This window comes from Cupriavidus basilensis (assembly GCF_000832305.1).
In the GTDB taxonomy this organism is placed as follows: Bacteria; Pseudomonadota; Gammaproteobacteria; order Burkholderiales; family Burkholderiaceae; genus Cupriavidus; species Cupriavidus basilensis_F.
Genome location: NZ_CP010536.1, coordinates 705687 through 725124, shown reverse-complemented (window position 1 = coordinate 725124; position 19438 = coordinate 705687). Strand labels below are relative to the sequence as shown.

The 19438-nt window shown below is 67.0% G+C and carries 18 protein-coding genes; 6 read left to right on the top strand and 12 right to left on the bottom strand.

All coding sequences use genetic code 11. From position 1 onward, the window contains the following. Positions 1–47: 47 nt before the first annotated feature. A complete protein-coding gene (locus RR42_RS03270; RefSeq protein ID WP_043343970.1) occupies positions 48–257 on the bottom strand; it encodes a glycine zipper 2TM domain-containing protein in 210 nt (69 codons plus the stop codon). Positions 258–611: 354 nt separating this feature from the next. Here RR42_RS03270 and RR42_RS03265 point away from each other — a divergent pair, with 354 nt between their 5' ends. The 5 genes from RR42_RS03265 (at position 612) to dacB (ending at position 5940) form a co-directional block, all read left to right on the top strand. Beyond that, a complete protein-coding gene (locus tag RR42_RS03265; RefSeq protein WP_043343966.1) occupies positions 612–1892 on the top strand; it encodes a flavin-dependent oxidoreductase in 1281 nt (426 codons plus the stop codon). A 95-nt stretch (positions 1893–1987) separates the two neighbouring features. Continuing rightward, positions 1988–3172: an ABC transporter substrate-binding protein gene (locus RR42_RS03260; RefSeq protein ID WP_082054787.1), complete on the top strand. Its 1185-nt coding sequence runs from the start codon at positions 1988–1990 to the stop codon at positions 3170–3172. Then, on the top strand, positions 3169–3669 hold the full coding sequence (locus RR42_RS03255; protein ID WP_043343963.1) for a DUF3237 domain-containing protein: 501 nt from the start codon (positions 3169–3171) through the stop codon (positions 3667–3669). Before RR42_RS03260 ends, RR42_RS03255 begins: the two co-directional genes overlap by 4 nt. Before the next feature lie 60 nt (positions 3670–3729). Beyond that, a complete protein-coding gene (locus tag RR42_RS03250) occupies positions 3730–4335 on the top strand; it encodes a MarR family winged helix-turn-helix transcriptional regulator (protein WP_052494425.1) in 606 nt (201 codons plus the stop codon). A gap of 72 nt (positions 4336–4407) precedes the next feature. Beyond that, entirely contained in the window at positions 4408–5940 is a 1533-nt protein-coding gene (gene dacB / locus RR42_RS03245; RefSeq protein ID WP_043343962.1) for a D-alanyl-D-alanine carboxypeptidase/D-alanyl-D-alanine-endopeptidase, read from the top strand. A 384-nt stretch (positions 5941–6324) separates the two neighbouring features. On the opposite strand, the gene RR42_RS03240 is transcribed toward dacB, so the two are convergent. From RR42_RS03240 to RR42_RS03200, 9 genes are all read right to left on the bottom strand, one after another. Then, the gene (locus tag RR42_RS03240; protein WP_043343959.1) at positions 6325–7497 is read right to left on the bottom strand and encodes an integrase core domain-containing protein; all 1173 of its coding nucleotides are present in this window, start codon (positions 7495–7497) and stop codon (positions 6325–6327) included. A gap of 267 nt (positions 7498–7764) precedes the next feature. Beyond that, positions 7765–8751 (bottom strand): L-threonylcarbamoyladenylate synthase, encoded by a 987-nt coding sequence (locus RR42_RS03235; protein ID WP_043343954.1) that lies wholly within the window; start codon positions 8749–8751, stop codon positions 7765–7767. 105 nt (positions 8752–8856) lie between these two features. Next, complete coding sequence (locus tag RR42_RS03230; protein WP_043343951.1) at positions 8857–10101, bottom strand: 5-(carboxyamino)imidazole ribonucleotide synthase; 1245 nt, start codon at positions 10099–10101, stop codon at positions 8857–8859. A 59-nt stretch (positions 10102–10160) separates the two neighbouring features. After that, entirely contained in the window at positions 10161–10658 is a 498-nt protein-coding gene (gene purE, locus RR42_RS03225; RefSeq protein WP_006158083.1) for a 5-(carboxyamino)imidazole ribonucleotide mutase, read from the bottom strand. A 61-nt stretch (positions 10659–10719) separates the two neighbouring features. After that, a complete protein-coding gene (locus tag RR42_RS03220; protein ID WP_043343946.1) occupies positions 10720–11628 on the bottom strand; it encodes a phosphoribosylaminoimidazolesuccinocarboxamide synthase in 909 nt (302 codons plus the stop codon). 186 nt (positions 11629–11814) lie between these two features. After that, the gene (gene fba / locus RR42_RS03215) at positions 11815–12879 is read right to left on the bottom strand and encodes a class II fructose-bisphosphate aldolase (RefSeq protein ID WP_043343944.1); all 1065 of its coding nucleotides are present in this window, start codon (positions 12877–12879) and stop codon (positions 11815–11817) included. A gap of 162 nt (positions 12880–13041) precedes the next feature. Further along, on the bottom strand, positions 13042–14478 hold the full coding sequence (pyk, locus tag RR42_RS03210; protein WP_043351281.1) for a pyruvate kinase: 1437 nt from the start codon (positions 14476–14478) through the stop codon (positions 13042–13044). 13 nt (positions 14479–14491) lie between these two features. Beyond that, positions 14492–15385, bottom strand: coding sequence for a DUF4349 domain-containing protein (locus RR42_RS37560; protein ID WP_052494424.1), 894 nt, complete (start codon positions 15383–15385; stop codon positions 14492–14494). Between the two features lie 32 nt (positions 15386–15417). Beyond that, entirely contained in the window at positions 15418–16626 is a 1209-nt protein-coding gene (locus RR42_RS03200; RefSeq protein WP_043343942.1) for a phosphoglycerate kinase, read from the bottom strand. Positions 16627–16987: 361 nt separating this feature from the next. Between RR42_RS03200 and RR42_RS03195 the strand changes: the two genes are divergently transcribed. Then, the gene (locus tag RR42_RS03195) at positions 16988–18115 is read left to right on the top strand and encodes a helix-turn-helix transcriptional regulator (RefSeq protein ID WP_043343939.1); all 1128 of its coding nucleotides are present in this window, start codon (positions 16988–16990) and stop codon (positions 18113–18115) included. Positions 18116–18155: 40 nt separating this feature from the next. On the opposite strand, the gene RR42_RS03190 is transcribed toward RR42_RS03195, so the two are convergent. After that, positions 18156–18479 (bottom strand): AzlD domain-containing protein, encoded by a 324-nt coding sequence (locus RR42_RS03190; RefSeq protein WP_043343936.1) that lies wholly within the window; start codon positions 18477–18479, stop codon positions 18156–18158. Continuing rightward, positions 18476–19306 (bottom strand): AzlC family ABC transporter permease, encoded by an 831-nt coding sequence (locus tag RR42_RS03185; protein WP_043343932.1) that lies wholly within the window; start codon positions 19304–19306, stop codon positions 18476–18478. Before RR42_RS03185 ends, RR42_RS03190 begins: the two co-directional genes overlap by 4 nt. Between the last annotated feature and the right edge of the window lie 132 nt (positions 19307–19438).

Genomic DNA, 19438 nt, shown 5'->3' with positions numbered 1-19438 from the left:
TTTGTTTTGTGGCGGGCCGCTTCACGCTGCGCCCCGCTGCTGCTTGCTTACCGGCGTTCGGGCGTCACCACGTTGCCGACCACGCCGCCCAGCGCCGCGCCACCGATGGTGGCCGCCGGGCCGCCGATCAGGGCCGCGCCGGCCACACCGCCGACACCCGCGCCGATGGCGGTATTGCGCTGCTTGGGCGTCATGTCGGCGCAGCCCGCCACGCTCAGCAGCGTGGCCAGCAGGATAGACAGGGTTACGGTACGCATGATGAGGCTCCTTTTGGGATTTGCTTTGCGCCCGGTAATGCACCCAGGCATCGTTATCGCGTCGTTATCGCGTTCACCGCAAGGTCCATGCTTTGCGGCAGGTACGTTCACTATGAGGCCCGGGGCCGCCCTGCGGAACCGGTGCCTGACCGAACATCGTGTCAGCGGATTCCCACAAATCCCGTGATCAGGACGTGCATGCGGCGCTTGCCTGCGGGTTTCCCCGCACGCCGCCGATCTTGAAGCCCTCGTGCATTTAGTTATACTCTATAACAATATTGCCAGTGGCCGCCGGCTCCGCATGGAGCACCCTCGCGGCCCGGCGATTCCATAACAAGCCGTGGAGACAACACCATGAAGATCGCGATCGCCGGTGGCGGCATCGGCGGCCTGACGCTGGCACTGCTTTGCCACCGGCACGGCATAGAGGCCGAGGTCTGGGAAGCCAGCGAGACGCTGCGCCCGCTCGGCGTGGGCATCAACCTGCTGCCGCACGCGGTGCGCGAGCTGTCCGAGCTGGGACTGCACGATGCACTGGCCGAGCTGGCAGTGCAGACCTCGTCCCTGTCCTACTACAACAAGCTTGGCCAGCGCATCTGGCACGAGCCGCGCGGGCGCGCGGCGGGCTACGGCCAGCCGCAGTTCTCCATCCATCGCGGCGAATTCCAGATGCTGCTCTACCGCACCGTGGTGGAGCGCCTGGGCGCCGAGCGCGTGCATGCCGGCCATACGTTTGAAGCGGTCACGAGCACCGGCGCGCGCGCGGGCGATCCCGTGGAGTTCACGCTGCGCCGGCGCAGCGACAACGCGCAAGTCACGGCGCGGGCCGATGTGCTGGTGGGCGCCGACGGCATCCACTCCGCCGTGCGCCGCCACTTCTATCCGCAGGGCGACGCGCCGCGCTTCTCGCGCCGCACGCTGTGGCGCGCCGTCACCGAGGCGCCGCCGTACCTGGACGGCAGTTCGATGTTCATGGCGGGCCATCAGGACCAGAAATTCGTGGCCTACCCGATCTCCGAGCCGCTGCGCCGCCAGGGGCGCTCGCTGGTCAACTGGATCGCCGAGCTGCGCGTGCCCGACAGCGCGCCGGATACCCCGCCGCGCAGCGACTGGAACAAGCAGGTCGACAAGTCCGTGTTCCGCGAAGCCTTTGCGAACTGGCGCTGGGACTGGATCGACATCCCGGCGCTGATCGACGGCGCGCAGGCCATCTACGAATTCCCCATGGTCGACAAGGACACGCTGCCGCGCTGGACCTTCGACCGCGTAACGCTGCTGGGCGACGCTGCCCACCCGATGTACCCGATCGGCTCCAACGGCAGCGCGCAGGCCATCCTCGATGCACGCTACCTGATGGACAGCCTCCTGGCCAACGGCGCACCGCGCGACGCCTGCGACAGCGGCTATGCGCTGCGCGAGTACGAAGCGCAGCGGCTGCCGCGCACCGCGGCCATCGTGCTGCGCAACCGCATGAACGGGCCCGAGCAGGTCATGCAGCTGGCCGAGCAGCGCGCGCCGCAGGGCTTCAGCGATATCGAAACCGTGATCCCGCGCACCGAGCTCGAAGCGATCGCGCTGCGCTACAAGCAACTCGCCGGCTTCGACCAGCAATCGCTGCAGGTGCCGCCGCGCTAAGCGGGCCGCGCGCCTCTGTGATTGCGCCAGTCCGTCGTATCATGCCCCCCGACCGGCCCTGAGAAGCCGGCGTTGTTCGAAGAAAAGGAGACATCTTGCCGCGCCCCAGCCCTACACGCCTTACCCGCCTTGCCACGCCCGCCAGCCGCCTTGCGCTCGCCATCACCGCCAGCCTTGCCGCCGCGCTTGGCGCCGCGCCCGCGCTTGCCGAAGTGACGGTCGGCGTCAGCATCGCGTCGACCGGGCCATCGGCCTCGCTCGGCATCCCGCAGAAGAACAGCATGCCCTTGCTGCCGGAGACCATCGCCGGCGAGAAGATCCGCTATATCGTGCTGGACGACGGCTCCGATCCCACCCAGGCCACCAAGGTGGCGCGCCGCTTCGTCAGCGAGGACAAGGTCGACATCATCCTCGGCTCGTCGGCGGTGGCGCCATCGATCGCCATTGCCGAAGTCGCCGACGAGAGCCAGACGGTGCAGCTGGCCTTCTCGCCGATCGAGCTCAAGCCCGGCCGCGGCGAATGGACATATCGCCTGGCCCAACCGGTCAAGCTGATGGCCGAGGCCGTGGCGGATGCGGCGCACGCCAGAGGCATCAAGACCATCGCCTTCATCGGCTTTGCCGACGCCTACGGCGAGACCTGGCTCAAGGAGTTCACCACCGCCGCCACCGCGCGCGGCATGCGCCTGGTGGCCACCGAGCGCTATGCGCGCTCGGACACCAGTGTGACCGCGCAAACGCTCAAGCTGATCGCCGCCCACCCCGACGCGGTGCTGATCGCAGGCGCCGGCACCGGCGCGGCCCTGCCGCACACCACGCTGCGCGAGCGCGGGTACGCGGGCCCGGTCTACCACACGCATGGCGCGGCCACCAAGGACCTGATCCGCATCGGCGGCAAAGCCGTCAACGGCTCCATCCTGCCCGCCGGGCCGGTGATCGTGGCCGAGCAGCTGCCGGACAGCGCCGCCACCAAGAAGCCGGGGCTGGACTACGTGGGCCGCTACGAAAAACAGTACGGACCCGACAGCCGCACCCAGTTCGGCGCCCACCCCTACGATGCGGGCCTGGTGCTGCAGCGCATCGTGCCGGTGGCGCTCAAGCAGGCCAAGCCGGGCACGCCGGAATTTCGCCGCGCGCTCAAGGCCGCGCTGGAGAGCGAGCGCAATATCGTGGTGTCGCACGGCGTGCTGAACTACACCGCGCAGGATCATTTCGGCTTTGACACCCGCGCCCGCGTGATGCTGACCATCGACAATGGCAACTGGAAGCTGCTGAAATGACCGCGCCCCGCGCCATCACCGCCCTGCCCGCGCCCACGCTGGAGCACGTGGCGGACTTCAGCTTCCGGCTGGCACCGGTCACCGAGGTGGGCGCAAGCGCGCTGGGCAACCGGCGGGTCATCCCCATTCTCGACGGCGTCGTTTCCGGGCCGCGCCTGCAAGGGCGCATCCTGCCCGGCGGCGCGGATTTCCAGCTGGTGCGCCACGACGCCGGCAACGGCATCGTCGTGGCCGACATCGAGGCCCGCTATGTGCTGGAGACCGACGACGGCGCGCGCATCTACATCGTCAACGCTGGCGTGCGCAGCGGCCCCGCCGAGCTGATCGCGCGCCTGGCCGGTGGCGAGATCGTCGACCCGCGCCTGATCTATTTCCGCACCGCGCCCCGCTTCGAGACGGCCGCGCCCGGCTATGACTGGCTCATGCAGCACCTGTTTGTCGCCACCGGCGCCCGCTATCCGGACCGGGTGGAAATGCGGTATTTTCGCGTCGTATAGGCGCCCCGGTTTTTCAGGCAGCCATCGCCACCCACATCCATCGACCGACGCCAAGGCATCATGACCACAGCAAAGGCGCGAGCGCGCCGCAGCCGCGACGCCCTCGCCCCCGATCCCGCCGGCGCCAGCCAGGCAGCCGATGCGCCCGGCGGATTCGACCCGCATATCGCCAGCGTCGACTACGGCGTGCTGGACAGCCTGGTCGGCTACGCCATCCGCCGCGCGCAGATCCGTATCTACGAAGACTTCGTGCAATCGCTGGCGCAGTGGAACATCACGCCGCCGCGTTTCTCCGCGCTCGTGATCGTCTCGCGCAATCCGCTGCTCAAGCTGACCGAGCTGGCCAGCATCCTGGGCATCGCGCGCTCGGGGGCGGTGCTGCTGGTCGACGCGCTGGAAGACATGAAGCTGGTGGCGCGCCGCCCGGCGCCGCACGATCGCCGCGCCTACAGCCTGGTACTGACCCCGGCGGGACGGCGCACGCTGGAAGCCGCCACCGCCGCGGTGTGCGCGCACGATGCGCGCGTCGCCGGCGCATTGTCGGCGCAGGAACAAGACACCCTGCGCGCGCTGCTCGGAAAGCTCGCGCCGCCGCAGGCGATCGGTGCGGACCATCCGGACCGTCCGCACCATTCGGCAGATCCCGCAGACACCGCAAACGACTAGACGGAGCTTCCCGCGGAAAAACCTGCGCAAATCGAATGGCGGCGTCATCCGCGCCCAGGCCCATGCGTTAACATGGGCATCATGCCGAATCGCCCATCCCCAATTCTTCACCGCCTGCTGCCGCTTTGCGCCGCCGGGCTGCTTTGCATCAGCGGCGTGAGTACCGCCGCCAAGACCCCCGTTCACAAGACCAAGGCCACCCACGCCGCGTCCGCGTCCGCCGAGCCGCGCTCCGGCTTGCCGGGCAGCGTAACGGCCGCGCTCAAGCGCGCGCATGTGCCCGCCTCGGCCACCAGCTTCTACGTGATCAAGGTCGGCGCGCCGGCGCCCCGCGCAAGCTGGAACGCGCAAACGCCGATGAACCCGGCTTCCACCATGAAGCTGGTCACCACCTTCGCCGGGCTCCAGCTGCTTGGCCCCGGCTACCGCTGGCAGACCGCGCTGTACGCCGACAACCAGCCAGCAGCCGATGGCACCGTCAACGGCAACGTCTACCTGCGTGGCTATGGCGACCCCAAGCTGGTGCCGGAAGAAATGGCCAAGCTGGTCAACAGTGCCCGCACCGCAGGCGCCACCACCATCAATGGCGACGTGGTGCTGGACCGCAGCTACTTCGATTCCGCCCTCGACAAGGGCGCCACCATCGATGGCGAAACCCAGCGCGCCTACAACGTCAGCCCCGACGCGCTGCTCTACGCCTTCAAGACGCTGTCGTTTACCATCACGCCCGATCCGGCCAACCAGTCGGTCGCGGTGTCGGTCACGCCCGCGCTGGCGCAGCTCAAGCTCGACAACCGCCTGGCACTGTCCCACGGCAAATGCGGCGACTGGTCGGCACGCGCCCGCCCCGCCGTCACGCCACAGGCCGACGGCACCGTGCTGGCCTCCTTCGACGGCAGCTACGCCGCCGACTGCGGCGAACACGTGGTCAACATCGCCACGCTCTCGCACAACGAATTCACCTGGGGTGGCTTTGTCGCCGAATGGCAACTGGCCGGCGGCCGCTTCACCCACCAGCCAGCCCTGCGCATGGGCCGCGCCCCGCGCAACGCCTTCCTGCTGGCACGCCACTACGGCCAGCCCCTGTCGGAAATCGTGCGCGACATCAACAAGTTCTCGAACAATGTGATGGCCCGCCAGCTTTACCTGACCATTGGCGCGGAGATGGATCGCAGCGGCCCGGCCAGCACCACCCGCTCGGCCAAGGTGGTGCAGCGCTGGCTGGCGCGCCAGGGGCTGGACATGCCTGGCCTGGCACTCGACAACGGCTCCGGACTATCGCGCGAAGAACGCATCAGTGCCTACGATATGTCGCGGCTGCTGCAGCAAGCGCTGGCCAGTGAAGTCGGCCCGGTGCTGATCGATTCGCTGCCGATCCTCGGCGTGGACGGCACGCTGCGCAACCGCCTGACGCACGCCGGCGCGGCCGGCAATGCCTACATGAAGACAGGAACGTTGAACGACGTCCGCGCGCTGGCCGGCTATGTCGACGCGCTGAACGGCGACCGCTATGTGGTGGTCAGCTACATCAACCACGCCAACGCAGCACAAGCCCGCGAAGCCCACGACGCCCTGTTGCAATGGGTGTATCAGGGCGCACCCTGAGTGGCGTGATACCGGCAGCCGGTACGGGATGAGCGCGGACCCTTGCAAGCACCCGCCCTCTCCCACAAGTGGGAGAGGGGAGCCAACCAGCGGCAAGATCAACCGTTCAACTGATCAGCCGCTCCACCCATTGTGGTAGCCGTGTGAAGCGCCCGAAGGGCGCGCCACACCCCAGCGCGATGCGAAGCGAGCCGTCAAGGTTCACCTAGGCCGTATGGGGCGCCTCGGGATTCGGCGAAAAGAGCGGAAAAGAGGGACCCATGTCTGAGTATCGCCTTAAGGCGATGCGAGTTTGGGTCCCGGCCGCTCTTTTCGTCGAAGCCCGAGCAGGGTGTCGCCCCATCCGGTGTACGAATCAACCACATGGGTAACAAACGAGTTCACTCACATAGGTAACACTTTGATTGTCAGGTAGTGCTGCTTCGCCTGGCGTTCATCAATCAATCCTATGGCAATGGGGCCGAAGTGCACACGCCATATCCCATCGGCAACTGCCTCCAATCCGACCACCTCGCCCTGCAAGAGATGACCGACATAGATGATCTTGCCCGCCTGGTAGATCAGCCCCGCTTTCGTCACTCGGTGCGGCAGGATGTAGCTCGCGTAGCTCATCTCCTCAAGACGACTCGGATAGGCCCGCATCGACTTTGTGTAGCAACTCTGCGGCGTGCATTGCTCCAACGCCTCGTGCGGCCTTTCCCGATTGTAGTAGCGCCGGAATTCATCCATGCGACGCTGCTGGCTGCTCAACGTGGCCGCTGGCGGCTGCGCCGTCGCTCGCTTGAGCGTGCGGTGCATGCGCTCGTGCCGACCGTTCTGCTCCGGATGCCCTCGCTCGATCCGCTCCGGCACGATCCCCAGCTTCAGCCACCAGATCGACAACTGCGACAACCCTGCGCTACCCGTACTCGCGAACGGAACGCCGTTGTCCGTGCGCAGCCGGTCCGGCAAGCCGTAGCGCCGGAACAGTTGCTCGAAGACCGCACGCGTAGGTACCAACTGGGGCCCGTTCAAGCCCTTGCAACCCAGCAGATACCGGCTCGCATGGTCCATTACCGTCAACGGGTAACACCACCGGTGGTCCCCCGTCAGAAACTGCCCCTTGTAGTCCGCACTCCACAAGCCGTTCGGCTCCTGGGTCGAGCGCAATACGCCTTCGTGCGGCATCACACGACGTCGCAAGCGCCGTGGGAGGATCCGTCCTGCTTGCTTAAGTACGTTGTAGATCGTCGTGCGCGAGGGCACCAGCTCTGCCCCGTACCGGGCCTCCAGCAGCTTCTGGATCTTCTTCGGCCCTTGCTCCATCCCGCCCTGCGTTCGCAGCGCCAGAATCGCCTGGCGGATCGCGTAGGGCACGCGATCCTGCTCACGCCGACGCCGGCTGCGTTCGGCCAGTCCATCCAGCCCCTCTGCTTCGTACCGCTCAAGCCACTTGTAACCTGTCTTCCGGCTGACGCCATATCGCGCGCACAGCGCGCTCATGCTCTCAACACCCTTGACGTGATCGACCACAAACAAAATTCGTTGGTCCATGGGTTTCAGCTCGCTCCAGGGCATGGGCATCTCCTTTCAGGGTCGCCCATGCAGGGTAGAAAACTGTTACCTATGTGCTTGAACTCAAGTGTTACCTATGTGAGTGAGTCGTACCCCGGCGCGCCTTTTTTGCCTACTTTTTTGGCAAGACAAAAAAGTAGGTCGCCGCCCCGCAGGGGTGGTGAAACTGCAGTTGAAGTTGAAGTTAAGCAGTTGCAGTTGTAGTTGCAGTTGCAGTTGCAGCCAACCACCACCGCCCTTACCCCATTACCCCCATTACCCCCTGCCCCCTTACCCCCCAAACGCAGCCGCAGCCCGCTGCAACCGATCCCGCACCGCATCCCACTCATGCCCAGCCGGCAAGGCCTCAAACACCAGCCGCGCAAACCCATCCCCATCCAGCCGGCGCAACAAGCGATAAAGCGCACGCGCATAACCCTCGGCATCGGCGGGCGCCTGCACCCACACACATCGCGGATCGGCCGCCGCCTGAACACCAACCCACGCCACGCGCGCGTCGGCGGGCAAATCGGCCAGTTGCGCAGGCAGATCCGCGGCCGAGCACAAGGCCAACGGCGTATGCGGTGCATAGTGCGCCTTGAGCGTGCCTGACGCGCGCGGCGCGGCAGCGTCCGGCGGCAACGGCGTGACGCCCAGCACCTGCGCCATCATGGCCGGCGTGATGGCGCCCGGGCGCAGCAGCACCGGGCCAATGCCCTGCTCCAGCCGCGACAGGTCCACGATGGTCGATTCAATGCCAACCTCAACACCGTCGCCTTCAAGCACGAAGACCGCGTCGCCAAACTCGTCGCGCACGTGCTGCGCCGTGGTCGGGCTAACCTGCCCGAACTTGTTCGCGGACGGCGCGGCAATGCCGCCGCGGCCACGCTTGAAGCGGCTCAGCAGCGCCTGCGCAACCGGATGCGACGGGCAACGCAGGCCAATGCTGTCCTGGCCGCCGGCGACCGCCGCCGGGATATGCTCGGCGCGCTTGAGGATCAGCGTGAGCGGGCCTGGCCAGAAGGCGTCGATCAGGTCTTGCGCGGCCGGCGGCACATCGTCCACCCAGTAGCTGATGTCGCCACCATCCACCACGTGCACGATGATCGGGTGATTGGGCGGGCGTCCCTTGGCCGCGTAGATGCGGGCGATGGCCTCGGGGTTTTCCGCGTCGGCGCCCAGGCCGTAGACCGTCTCGGTCGGGAAGGCGACCAGTTCGCCGGCCTCCAGCAGTTGGACCGCTTGGTCAAGTTCGGCGGACGTGGGCATGCGCGACATCGGGGATCTCTGGGGTGGCGTTACTACGGAGCAACGAAGCTACGGAACTATGGAGCTGCGAAAGCGGGAAAACGGAAAAGCCCGGCGCATGCGCCGGGCAAGCCATCATGGCGCAATGTGCAGCGCCGTCAGGGCCGCATCGAAGGCGCGCTCGGCATCGGCCGCCGCGCCGCCCACGCAATTCACGTGCCCCATCTTGCGCGAGGGGCGCGCATCGCTCTTGCCGTACAAGTGCAGCTTGGCGCCGGGCTGGGCCACGACTTCGTCCCAGGCCGGCGTGCGTTCCAGGCCGAATTCGAACCACACATCGCCCAGCAGGTTGAGCATCTTGCCGGCCGAATGCTGGCGCGTGCTGCCCAGCGGCAGGCGCGCCATGGCGCGCACCTGCTGCTCGAACTGGCTGGTCTCGCAGGCGTCCATGGTGATATGGCCGGAGTTGTGCGGGCGCGGCGCCATTTCATTGGCGACCAGCGAGCCATCGGTCAGCACGAAGAACTCGATGCACAGCACGCCCACGTAGCCCATCTCGGTGGTGATGGTGGCGGCCGCGGCGCGGGCGCGCGCGGCGATCTCGTCGGAGACGCTGGTGGACGGCATCACGGTGGAGAACAGGATGCCGTCGCGGTGCACGTTTTCGGCGAGCGGCCAGGTGGCGGTGGTGCCGTCGGCAGCGCGCGCGGCCAGTACCGAGACCTCGTAGGCCAGCGGCAACATCTTTTCCAGCACACACGGCACGTGCTGCATCGCGCGCCACGCTGCGCGCACGTCTTCGCGGGTCCTGACGCGGGCCTGGCCCTTGCCGTCATAGCCCATGCGCGCGGTCTTGAGGATGCCGGGCAGCAGGTCCTCGGGCACCTGGTCGACGTCCGCGTCGTGCTGGATCACCCAGTGCGGCGCGGTGGGCACGCCGGTGTGCTCGGCGCAGGAAGCGAAGAACTTCTTCTCGCCGATACGGTTCTGCGCGATCGACACGCAATAGCCGCGCGGCGCGACGAAGGCGCCGAGCTGCTCCAGCCGGTCGAGCGAGAGCGAGGGCACGTTCTCGAACTCGGTGGTCACCGCCGGGCACAGCTTGGCCATCTCGGCCAGCGCGGCTTCATCCGTATAGGCCGCGCAGATGTGCTTCTCGGCGATCGTGCCGGCCGGGCTGTCCTGGTCCGGATCGAGCACGCAAACCTTGTAGCCCATCGACTGCGCGGCATGGGTGAACATGCGGCCGAGCTGGCCGCCGCCCAGCATGCCTAGCCAGGCGCCGGGCAGCACCGGCGCGCTGGGATTGTCGATGCCGAACTCGGCACGCGACTCCGGCGTGTGGGCTTCGACCAGGTGGGGATGGATATCGGTTGGCATTGCGCGTCTTTCCGGATTCGGGGGCTTGGGGCTGGTCGGTATGCGTGCGAATGTGCGTATTACACCGGCAGCGTCATGGCGCGGGCAGCTTCGGTCTGCTTGGCGCGGAACGCCTCCAGCGCGGCGGCCAGCGCGTCGTCGGTGGTGGCGAGCGTGGCGATGGCGTGCAGCGCGGCATTGGCTGCGCCCGCTTCGCCGATGGCGAAGGTGGCAACCGGCACGCCCTTGGGCATCTGCACGATCGACAGCAGCGAGTCCTCGCCACGCAGGTAGCGCGACGGCACCGGCACGCCGAACACCGGCACGATGGTCTTGGCGGCGATCATGCCGGGCAGGTGCGCGGCACCGCCGGCACCGGCGATGATGGCGCGCAGGCCCCGCTCGCGCGCGGTGGCGGCGTACTCGAACATGTCGTCGGCCATGCGGTGGGCGGAGACCACGCGTGCCTCGAAGGCCACGCCGAAATCCTTCAGCATGGCGACCGCGTTCTGCATCACGTCCCAGTCGGAACTGCTGCCCATCACAACGCCGACCAGCGGCTTGGCTGTATTGCTCACGTCAAATCCTTAAATATCGGTCCGGCGCCTGGTGGCGCCAGTTCTCGCCATCCGGCGAAAATTACTGCAGTTCCTCGCCGGTCAGGCGCGTCAGCGCCTCGCGGTACTTGGCGGCGGTCTTCTCGATCACGTCGGCAGGCAGTGCGGGCGCCGGGGCGGTCTTGGGCCAGGGCTTGCCGTCGATGCGCACGGCTTCCAGCCAGTCGCGCACGAACTGCTTGTCGAAGGACGGCGGGTTGGTGCCGACTTCATACGAGTCCGCGGGCCAGAAGCGCGAGGAGTCGGCGGTCAGCACTTCGTCCATCAGCGTCAGCGTGCCGTTCTCGTCCAGGCCGAACTCGAACTTGGTGTCGGCGATGATGATGCCGCGGGTGGCGGCGTAGTCGGCGGCTTCCTTGTACAGGCGGATCGAGATATCGCGCATCTGGCGGGCCAGGTCGGCGCCGATGCGCTCTTCCGTTTCAGCAAAGGAGATGTTCTCGTCGTGCTCGCCCATCTCGGCCTTGGCGGCCGGGGTGAAGATCGGCTCGGGCAGCTTCTGCGCGTTCTGCAGGCCGGCGGGCAACTCGATGCCGCACACGCTGCCCGTGGCCTGGTAGTCCTTCCAGCCGCTGCCGGCCAGGTAGCCGCGCACCACGGCTTCCACCAGGATCGGCTTGAGGCGCTTGACCACCACGGCACGGCCTTGCACCTGCTCGACTTCGGCCGGGCTCACCACGGTCTCGGCGGCAATGCCGGTTTCGTGGTTCGGCACGATGTGAGCCAGCTTCTTGAACCAGAAGTTGGCCATCTGGTTGAGCACGCGGCCCTTGGCCGGGATCGGCTCGCCCAGGATGACGTCGAAGGCCGACAGGCGGTCGGTGGTGACGATCAGCAGCTTGTCGTCGCCCACGGCGTAGTTGTCGCGGACCTTGCCGTGGCCGAGCAGCGGCAGCGAAGTGATGGAGGACTGGTAGAGAGCGTTCGACATGGTGTTTCGGTGGTTCGGTGGTTCCGATGGAAGGCACTAACAGAATGATTCTGGCGCCTGGCCAGAACAACTGCTTCGCTTCATTTTGTTAGCGCTTTTCAGCGCCCCGGCACCGGGGCCTGAAAAGCGTCGTCCCCGCACCTCCCCGTTTGACGGGATCGGAGCTGGGACGGCACGGGGTCCTGCTTACTGCACGACCTGGGCGAGTTCGCCCGACTTGTACTTCTGCGCGATGGCGTCGAGCGAGACCGGCTTGATCTTGGCGGCCTGGCCTTCGCAGCCGAAGGCGACGTAGCGTGCCTTGCAAACCAGCTTGGCGGCTTCGCGGGCCGGCTTCAGGTATTCGCGCGGGTCGAACTTGCTCGGGTTCTCGGCAAAGAAGCGGCGGATCGCGCCGGTCATGGCAAGGCGGATATCGGTGTCGATATTGATCTTGCGCACGCCATACTTGATGGCGTCCTGGATTTCCTCGACCGGCACGCCGTAGGTTTCCTTCATGTCGCCACCGAACTGGCGGATTTCCGCGAGCAGTTCCTGCGGGACCGACGACGAGCCGTGCATCACCAGGTGGGTGTTGGGGATGCGGGCATGGATTTCCTTGATGCGGTTGATCGCCAGGATATCGCCAGTGGGCTTGCGGGTGAACTTGTAAGCGCCGTGCGAAGTGCCGATGGCGATCGCCAGCGCGTCCAGCTGGGTGGCCTTGACGAAGTCGGCGGCTTGCTCAGGGTCGGTCAGCAGCATGGAATGGTCCAGCTTGCCTTCGGCGCCGATGCCGTCTTCCTCGCCGGCTTCGCCGGTCTCGAGCGAGCCCAGGCAGCCAAGCTCGCCTTCCACGGTCACGCCGATGGCGTGCGAGAGCTGCACCACCTTGCGGGTCACTTCGATGTTGTACTCGTAGTCGGACGGGGTCTTGCCGTCTTCGCGCAGCGAGCCGTCCATCATCACCGAGGAGAAGCCCAGGTCGATGGCGGCCTGGCAGATCGCCGGCGACTGGCCGTGATCCTGGTGCATCACCACCGGGATGTGCGGATAGGCTTCCACAGCGGCTTCGATCAGGTGGCGCAGGAAGTGCTCGCCGGCGTACTTGCGTGCGCCTGCGGAGGCTTGCATGATCACCGGCGCATTGACTTCGTCCGCGGCCTGCATGATGGCCTGAACCTGTTCCAGGTTGTTCACGTTGAAGGCGGGCAGCGCGTAGCCGTTTTCGGCGGCGTGGTCGAGCAGCTGGCGCATCGATACGAGTGGCATGTCAAACTCCTAAAGAAAGAATGGGGTGTCTCGTTGAATGATCTGGTCGATCTGGTCGATCTGGTCGTTCTTTGCTGTTCGCGCAAGACGCCGTCTCAACGCGATTTATCGTGGGTGATCCTGTGCGCTCGAGCGCCGGCGGTCTGTCCGGCGCGGCACATATCAGGCGCCAACCCGGACAATCTTCAGCGTATTCGTGCCACCCGGCTGGCCCATCGGCTCGCCAATGGTCAGCACGATAAAGTCGCCGCGCTGCACAACGCCGCGCGACAGCAGTAGTTCCTCAGCCTGTTCCAGCGCGGTGTCCCGGTCGGCGCTGGCTTCCAGCGGCAGCGGCACCACATTGCGGTAGAGCTGCATCTTGCGCTGCGACGCCAGGTTGGGCGTCATTGCGTAGATCGGCACATGGATGCGATGCCGGCTCATCCACAGCGCGGTGGCGCCGGAATCGGTCAGCGCGGCAATGGCCTTTACCTGCAAATGATAGGCGGTGAACAGTGCGCCCATGGCGATCGACTGGTCGATGCGGCCAAAGGTCTGGTTGAGAAAATCGGTGTCGAGCTGGACCACCTCGGACTTCTCCGCCTCGACGCAGACCGCAGCCATGGCTTCCACGGTTTCCACCGGATAGCGGCCGGCGGCGGTCTCGGCCGACAGCATCACGGCATCGGTGCCGTCCAGCACGGCGTTGGCCACGTCCGACACCTCGGCGCGCGTGGGCACCGGGTTGACGATCATGCTCTCCATCATCTGGGTGGCGGTGATGGTCAGCTTGTTGGCCTCGCGCGCCAGCCGGATCATGCGCTTTTGCAGCGCGGGCACGGCCGCGTTGCCCACTTCCACGGCCAGGTCGCCGCGGGCCACCATGATGCCGTCGGAGGCCTGCAGGATCTCTTCCAGCACGCCCGGGCGGATCGCTTCGGCGCGCTCGATCTTGGCGATCATGCGGGCCTTGTGCTGGTGCGGCTGGCCGGCCACCGCGGCGAGCTGGCGCGCCATTTCCATATCGGTGGCGTTCTTGGGGAAGCTCACCGCGACATAGTCCGCGCCCAGCGCCATGGCGGTCTTGATGTCTTCCATGTCCTTGGCGGTCAGCGCCGGCGCCGACAGGCCGCCGCCCTGGCGGTTGATGCCCTTGTTGTTCGACAGCTCGCCGCCGATCCGCACCGTGGTGAAGATCTCGTGGCCTAGCACGCGGTCCACCACCAGCACGATCAAGCCATCGTTGAGCAGCAGCAGGTCGCCCGGGCCCACGTCGCGCGGCAGGTCCTCGTAATCGAGGCCGGCGCGTTCCTGGTTGCCCAGGGTACAGGTGGCGTCGAGGATGAAGGGCTCACCCACTTCCAGCGTGATCTTGCCGTGCTCGAACTTGCCGACGCGGATCTTCGGCCCTTGCAGGTCAGCCATGATGGCGACTTCCCTGCCGCAGGCCCTGGCCGCCTCGCGCACCAGGCGAGCGCGCTCGATATGGTCCGCGGCTACGCCGTGGGAGAAATTCAGGCGCACCACGTCGACCCCTGCCGCGATCATGCGCGTGAGCATTTCCAGCGTGCTGGAAGCGGGGCCGATGGTAGCGACGATCTTGGTGGAACGGGTCATGAACTGATTTTCCTTATCGAGGGCCAGCGCCGCCCGGCGGCGCCGGTACGGCTTGCTTCCTGCGCGCCACGCGGCGCCGGCGCCAGGCCAGCGCAAGCCACAGCAGCGGCACACCAACCAGCAGCCACGGCAGCGCGCCGGCGGCCACGCGGATCAGCATGGCCAGGCTGCCGAGGAACAACTCGGCGATATCGTTGACGGCAGCGCGCAGCGGCGACACCTTGCGCTGGCTGACGAAGGTCTCGCGCGCGACAAAGTCGATGCGGACCTCATTGCGATCGGTCTGCGCCGCCAGCATCTTGCGCACTCCGTTGATCGCATCCAGCTCACCCTGCACGCGCGCCAGCTCGCGCTCCAGCTCGATCACGTCGCGCAGCGGGCCGCGCGCGTTCTGCAGCATGGCGCGCAGGCGGTCACGCAGCTCGGTGGTGTTCTTGATGCGGGCTTCGGCATCGATCACCTGGTCGGTCTTGTCCTCGCTCGACACCGCGTTGGACACCACCGTGCCGCCCTGCTCGGCCGCCTTGAGCAGATCCGGCAAAGCCTTGGGCGCGATGCGCGCGCGCAACTCGCCGCGCGGCAGCGCGCCGTCGCGGCTGCGGGTAAAGCCCGCCTCCAGCAACTCGCAGCCGAGCGCCTGGCAGCGTTGCACCACGCTCTTCCAGCCAGACTCCAGGAAGTCGGCGGCGTTCTCCACCGTCAGCGCGTACTTCAGCGCGAGATAGCGGCGCTGCGCCTCCTGCTGCTCGCCCTGGCCACCCCGAGCCAGTTCGCCGGTGGTCATCCCGTCGGCCGCGGCGGCGGCCATGGGGCGCCCCTCGGGCGCGCCGCCCGGGCGGCCGCACGCGGACAGGGCCAGCATCGAGGCGGCCAGCAGCAACGCCGCCAGAGCACGCCGGCCGGTCATGCCCGCGCCAAATCCACGCAAACCTGTCACCCTCAGCCCGCGGCGCGCTGTTCCAGCACCTCGAACGCGGGCAGCTTCTTGCCTTCCAGGAACTCCAGGAAAGCGCCGCCACCGGTGGAGATGTAGCCCACCTGGTCAGCGATGCCGTACTTGGCGATGGCCGCCAGCGTGTCGCCGCCGCCGGCGATCGAGAACGCCTTGGACTCGGCGATGGCTTGGGCCAGCACCTTGGTGCCATTGCTGAACTGGTCGAACTCGAACACGCCGACCGGGCCATTCCACACGATGGTGCCGGCCAGCTTGAGCTGGTCCGCCAGCATCTGCGCGGTCTTGGGGCCGATGTCGAGGATCATGTCGTCGTCGGCCACGTCCTTCGCGTCCTTGACGGTGGCAACCGCGGTGGCGCTGAATTCCTTGGCGCACACCACGTCCACGGGGATGGGCACCGAGGCGCCGCGCGCGGCCATGAGATCGATGATGGTGCGTGCATCGGCCACCAGGTCAGCCTCGGCCAGCGACTTGCCGATCTTCAGGCCGGCAGCCAGCATGAAGGTATTGGCGATGCCACCGCCGACGATCAGGTTGTCGACCTTGCCGGCCAGCGTCTTGAGGATGGTCAGCTTGGTGGACACCTTGGAGCCGGCGACGATTGCCACCAGCGGACGCGCCGGCTGGCCCAGGGCCTTGCCCAGCGCATCGATCTCGGCGGCCAGCAGCGGACCGGCGCAGGCGATGGGCGCGTATTTGGCGATGCCGTGGGTGGTGGCTTCGGCGCGGTGCGCGGTGCCGAAGGCATCGTTGACGTAGACGTCGCACAGCTTGGCCATTTTCTGCGCCAGTTCGTCGCTGTTCTTCTTTTCGCCCTTGTTGACGCGGCAGTTTTCCAGCAGCACCACTTCGCCCGGCTTGACCGCGCTCACTTCGCCGTTGCCGTCGACCCAGTTCTGCACCAGCTTGACCGGCTTGCCGAGCAACTCGGCCAGGCGCGCGGCCACGGGCGCCAGCGAATCCTCGGGCTTGAACTCGCCTTCGGTCGGGCGGCCCAGGTGCGACGTCACCATCACGGCGGCGCCTGCCTGCAGACAAGCCTCGATGGCGGGCACCGAGGCGCGGATGCGGGTATCTTCGGTGATTTGGCCGGCGTCATCCTGCGGCACGTTCAGGTCGGCGCGGATAAAAACCCGCTTGCCGGCAATTTTGCCTTGGGAGATGAGATCGGAAAGACGCAGGACAGAGGTCATGGCGGTGGCTGGAGAGCGAAAATCGGGGAAAATCGGCATTTTACCTGATCGCAGGGGCCATTTTGCGGGATTGCGCCCCGGATGCACCCGCCAGCGCGTGCCCAGTTCATCACATGGAGCGAACAACGTGCCGCATCCTCGCAACGCACCCCCTGAAAGGGGGGTGCGACAATTGCATTGCGTCTCGTACGCTGCTGCCAAAGCGCGCACTGTATGCACAAGTCGGTACAAGATAAGCACGCAAGAACATAGCCAGAGGCCCGCCTCAGACGGGACCCAAGGCACTGGTGCCGGACACGCTTACGGTAAGCGGCGTCGGCGCCACGCGGCTAACGCCGTTGTCGCGAAGGCAGGGGTAACCATGAACGAAGACATGCACGGGGCAATCCGTGGCTTGTACGAAGGGATTCTTGATGCGCAGGCTTGGCAGCAGAGCCTGCACACCTTGAGCAACATTGTCGGCAGCGCGCACGCATCGATGATCGTGCGCGACACCGATCGCGACCTGATGACGGTCAACGAGGTCGTGCGCCCGGTGCAGGAGTTGTTCACCGCCTACGAGAAGGAGTTCCACGCGCTGGATCCGGGCAAGCTGTTTGCCCACAACCTCTCCCCCGGGGAGTGGTACATCGATGCGCGCGATTTCGGCGAAGGCGCGATGCAGCGCAGCCCCTTCTACCGGGAATTCTTCCACCGCTTCGACCTGTGCTCCTACGCAGCCTGCCTGGTCGAGCGAAAGCCCCACTACGAGGTGTATTTCGCGCTGCAGCGCTCGTTCTCGCAAGGCAATTTCACGCCGGCGGATGTCAGCGCGCTGGACTGGGCGCTGCCTCACATGCGCAGCGCCATGGCCATGCGCGACCGCACCATCGGGCTGTCGACGCTGGCGCAACTGTCAGGGCAGATCCTGGAGCGCCTGTCGTTCGGCGTGATCGCCTTCTCGCCCGAGCGGCGCGTGCTGCTGAGCAACGGCATCGGCGAGCGCTGGGTGCGGCGGCTGGCCCCCACCGGCAAGACGGGCGAGTGGCAATTGTCGCGCTCGCTGGCCGACATGGTGACTGCCGCCTGCGCGCCGCGCAGCGCGGTACCGGCGCAGGCGGCAATCGCCCGCCATGGCAACGGCGCCTGCGCGCAGCTGACCGTGCTGCCGCTGCCGCCCTCCCACATCTTTGCGCTGCCCTGGCAGCAACCCGCCGCGCTGGTGGTGATCCATGAAGACGCGCAGGCACCGGCGGAGCTGCCGCAACTGCTGCGCGAAGTCTATGGACTGACGCCCGCCGAGATCCGCCTGGCAAGCCTGCTGGCCACCGGCATGGGCCTGCCCGAAGCCAGCGAGCGCCTGAACGTGCGCCACGAAACCGCGCGCAGCCAGCTCAAGGCGGTATTCCTCAAGACCGGCGCCAGCACGCAGGCCCGCCTGACGCGGCTGCTGACCCAGCTGGGCACGGCGCTCGGCCCCGGGCCGCAAGGGCCGGGCGACGCCGCCTAGCGGTCTCGCCCTCAGGGCCCGGCGCTCACCCAGCCCCGGCTCAGCCGAGCAGCCGCATGGCGGTATAGACCGCCATGCCCGCCACGATCATGCCCACCATGCGCCGTGTCACCAGGTAGAACACCAGCGCCACCGCGCCGGCCACCAGCTTGTAGTTGCTTGGGGCCAGCGTGAAATGCCCCTGCCAGGTCATCAGGTCGGGCAGGATGATGGCCGCCAGCGCCGCCGCTGGCGCGTAGCGCAGCGCGCGCTGGATGCGGTCCGGCACCGTCACGCGCTCGCCCGCCATCAGGAACAGCGCACGCGTGACGATGGTCACCAGCGCCATGCCGACCAGCGCGATCCAGATCTCGAGATGGCTCATGCCCGGTCCTTTGCCGCCGGAGCCGCTGAGCGGGCCGCCGCCTGCGCGGGCGCATGCTCGGCCTTGCGGCGGCGGATGCCCGCCAAGGTCGCGCGAGCGGCCAGTTCGTCACTGGCCATGCCGGCCGCGATCGCCCCCACCACCGCCACCACCAGGCCGAGCCGGTAAGGCAGGGCAAAGCACAGCAGCGCCAGCGCGCACGCCACGGCCACCGCCAGCAGCGTCGAGCGCGAGCGGATGGTCGTGACCATCACGGGAATCAGCGCCAGCGTGCCGGCCAATCCCAGGCCCCAGCTGTCCGGGAACGCGCTGGCCAGCACGATGCCGATGATCGACGAGACCTGCCACATGGCGAAATTGGTCAGCGCCATGCCCCAGAAGTAGCCTTCCTTGCCCGGCTCATGGCCTGGCGTGGCATAGCGCTGCATGAAGTAGACGAAATGCAGGTCGCCGTTGAACGACCCCAGCAGCGTGCGGCGCCACAACGGCAGATAGCTGAAATGCGGCTGCAGCCCCGCGCTGAAGATCACGAAGCGCAGGTTGACGATGGCGGCGGTCAGCCACACCGTCCACAGCGGCAGGCCCGCCGCAAACAGCGGCAGCACGGACAACTGGGCCGAGCCCGCGTAGACCAGCAAGGACATGCCGATCGCCTCGGGCACGTTCATCACCGACTTGCTCATGGCCACGCCCGTCACCAGTCCCCAAGAGAACACGGCAGGCAGGGAAGGTGCGAAATAACGCGCCCCCTCGATAAAGCCGGCCCGCTCGGCCGGGGCAAAACGATGCCAAGGACGCAGCAGGGCCTGGGGCGGTCGGAAGGTCATAACGGAAGGCTGGGGGGCTGGCAGCCGCCGGGGGCGGACTAGCCCTTAGGGGGAATTGGGCATTATAGGGGGAGTGGGAGGAGGTGGTAAGTGGTTGCTTAACTTGTTGGGGGGAGGGGGGACTAGCCTTAC

What these genes read in the sequence shown, in the direction of transcription:
- RR42_RS03270 (WP_043343970.1), bottom strand. Translation starts at nt 257, where the DNA reads ATGCGTACCGTAACCCTGTCTATCCTGCTGGCCACGCTGCTGAGCGTG.
- RR42_RS03265 (WP_043343966.1), top strand. Translation starts at nt 612, where the DNA reads ATGAAGATCGCGATCGCCGGTGGCGGCATCGGCGGCCTGACGCTGGCA.
- RR42_RS03255 (WP_043343963.1), top strand. Translation starts at nt 3,169, where the DNA reads ATGACCGCGCCCCGCGCCATCACCGCCCTGCCCGCGCCCACGCTGGAG.
- RR42_RS03250 (WP_052494425.1), top strand. Translation starts at nt 3,730, where the DNA reads ATGACCACAGCAAAGGCGCGAGCGCGCCGCAGCCGCGACGCCCTCGCC.
- dacB (WP_043343962.1), top strand. Translation starts at nt 4,408, where the DNA reads ATGGGCATCATGCCGAATCGCCCATCCCCAATTCTTCACCGCCTGCTG.
- RR42_RS03240 (WP_043343959.1), bottom strand. Translation starts at nt 7,497, where the DNA reads ATGCCCTGGAGCGAGCTGAAACCCATGGACCAACGAATTTTGTTTGTG.
- RR42_RS03235 (WP_043343954.1), bottom strand. Translation starts at nt 8,751, where the DNA reads ATGTCGCGCATGCCCACGTCCGCCGAACTTGACCAAGCGGTCCAACTG.
- RR42_RS03230 (WP_043343951.1), bottom strand. Translation starts at nt 10,101, where the DNA reads ATGCCAACCGATATCCATCCCCACCTGGTCGAAGCCCACACGCCGGAG.
- RR42_RS03220 (WP_043343946.1), bottom strand. Translation starts at nt 11,628, where the DNA reads ATGTCGAACGCTCTCTACCAGTCCTCCATCACTTCGCTGCCGCTGCTC.
- fba (WP_043343944.1), bottom strand. Translation starts at nt 12,879, where the DNA reads ATGCCACTCGTATCGATGCGCCAGCTGCTCGACCACGCCGCCGAAAAC.
- pyk (WP_043351281.1), bottom strand. Translation starts at nt 14,478, where the DNA reads ATGACCCGTTCCACCAAGATCGTCGCTACCATCGGCCCCGCTTCCAGC.
- RR42_RS37560 (WP_052494424.1), bottom strand. Translation starts at nt 15,385, where the DNA reads ATGACCGGCCGGCGTGCTCTGGCGGCGTTGCTGCTGGCCGCCTCGATG.
- RR42_RS03200 (WP_043343942.1), bottom strand. Translation starts at nt 16,626, where the DNA reads ATGACCTCTGTCCTGCGTCTTTCCGATCTCATCTCCCAAGGCAAAATT.
- RR42_RS03195 (WP_043343939.1), top strand. Translation starts at nt 16,988, where the DNA reads ATGAACGAAGACATGCACGGGGCAATCCGTGGCTTGTACGAAGGGATT.
- RR42_RS03190 (WP_043343936.1), bottom strand. Translation starts at nt 18,479, where the DNA reads ATGAGCCATCTCGAGATCTGGATCGCGCTGGTCGGCATGGCGCTGGTG.
- RR42_RS03185 (WP_043343932.1), bottom strand. Translation starts at nt 19,306, where the DNA reads ATGACCTTCCGACCGCCCCAGGCCCTGCTGCGTCCTTGGCATCGTTTT.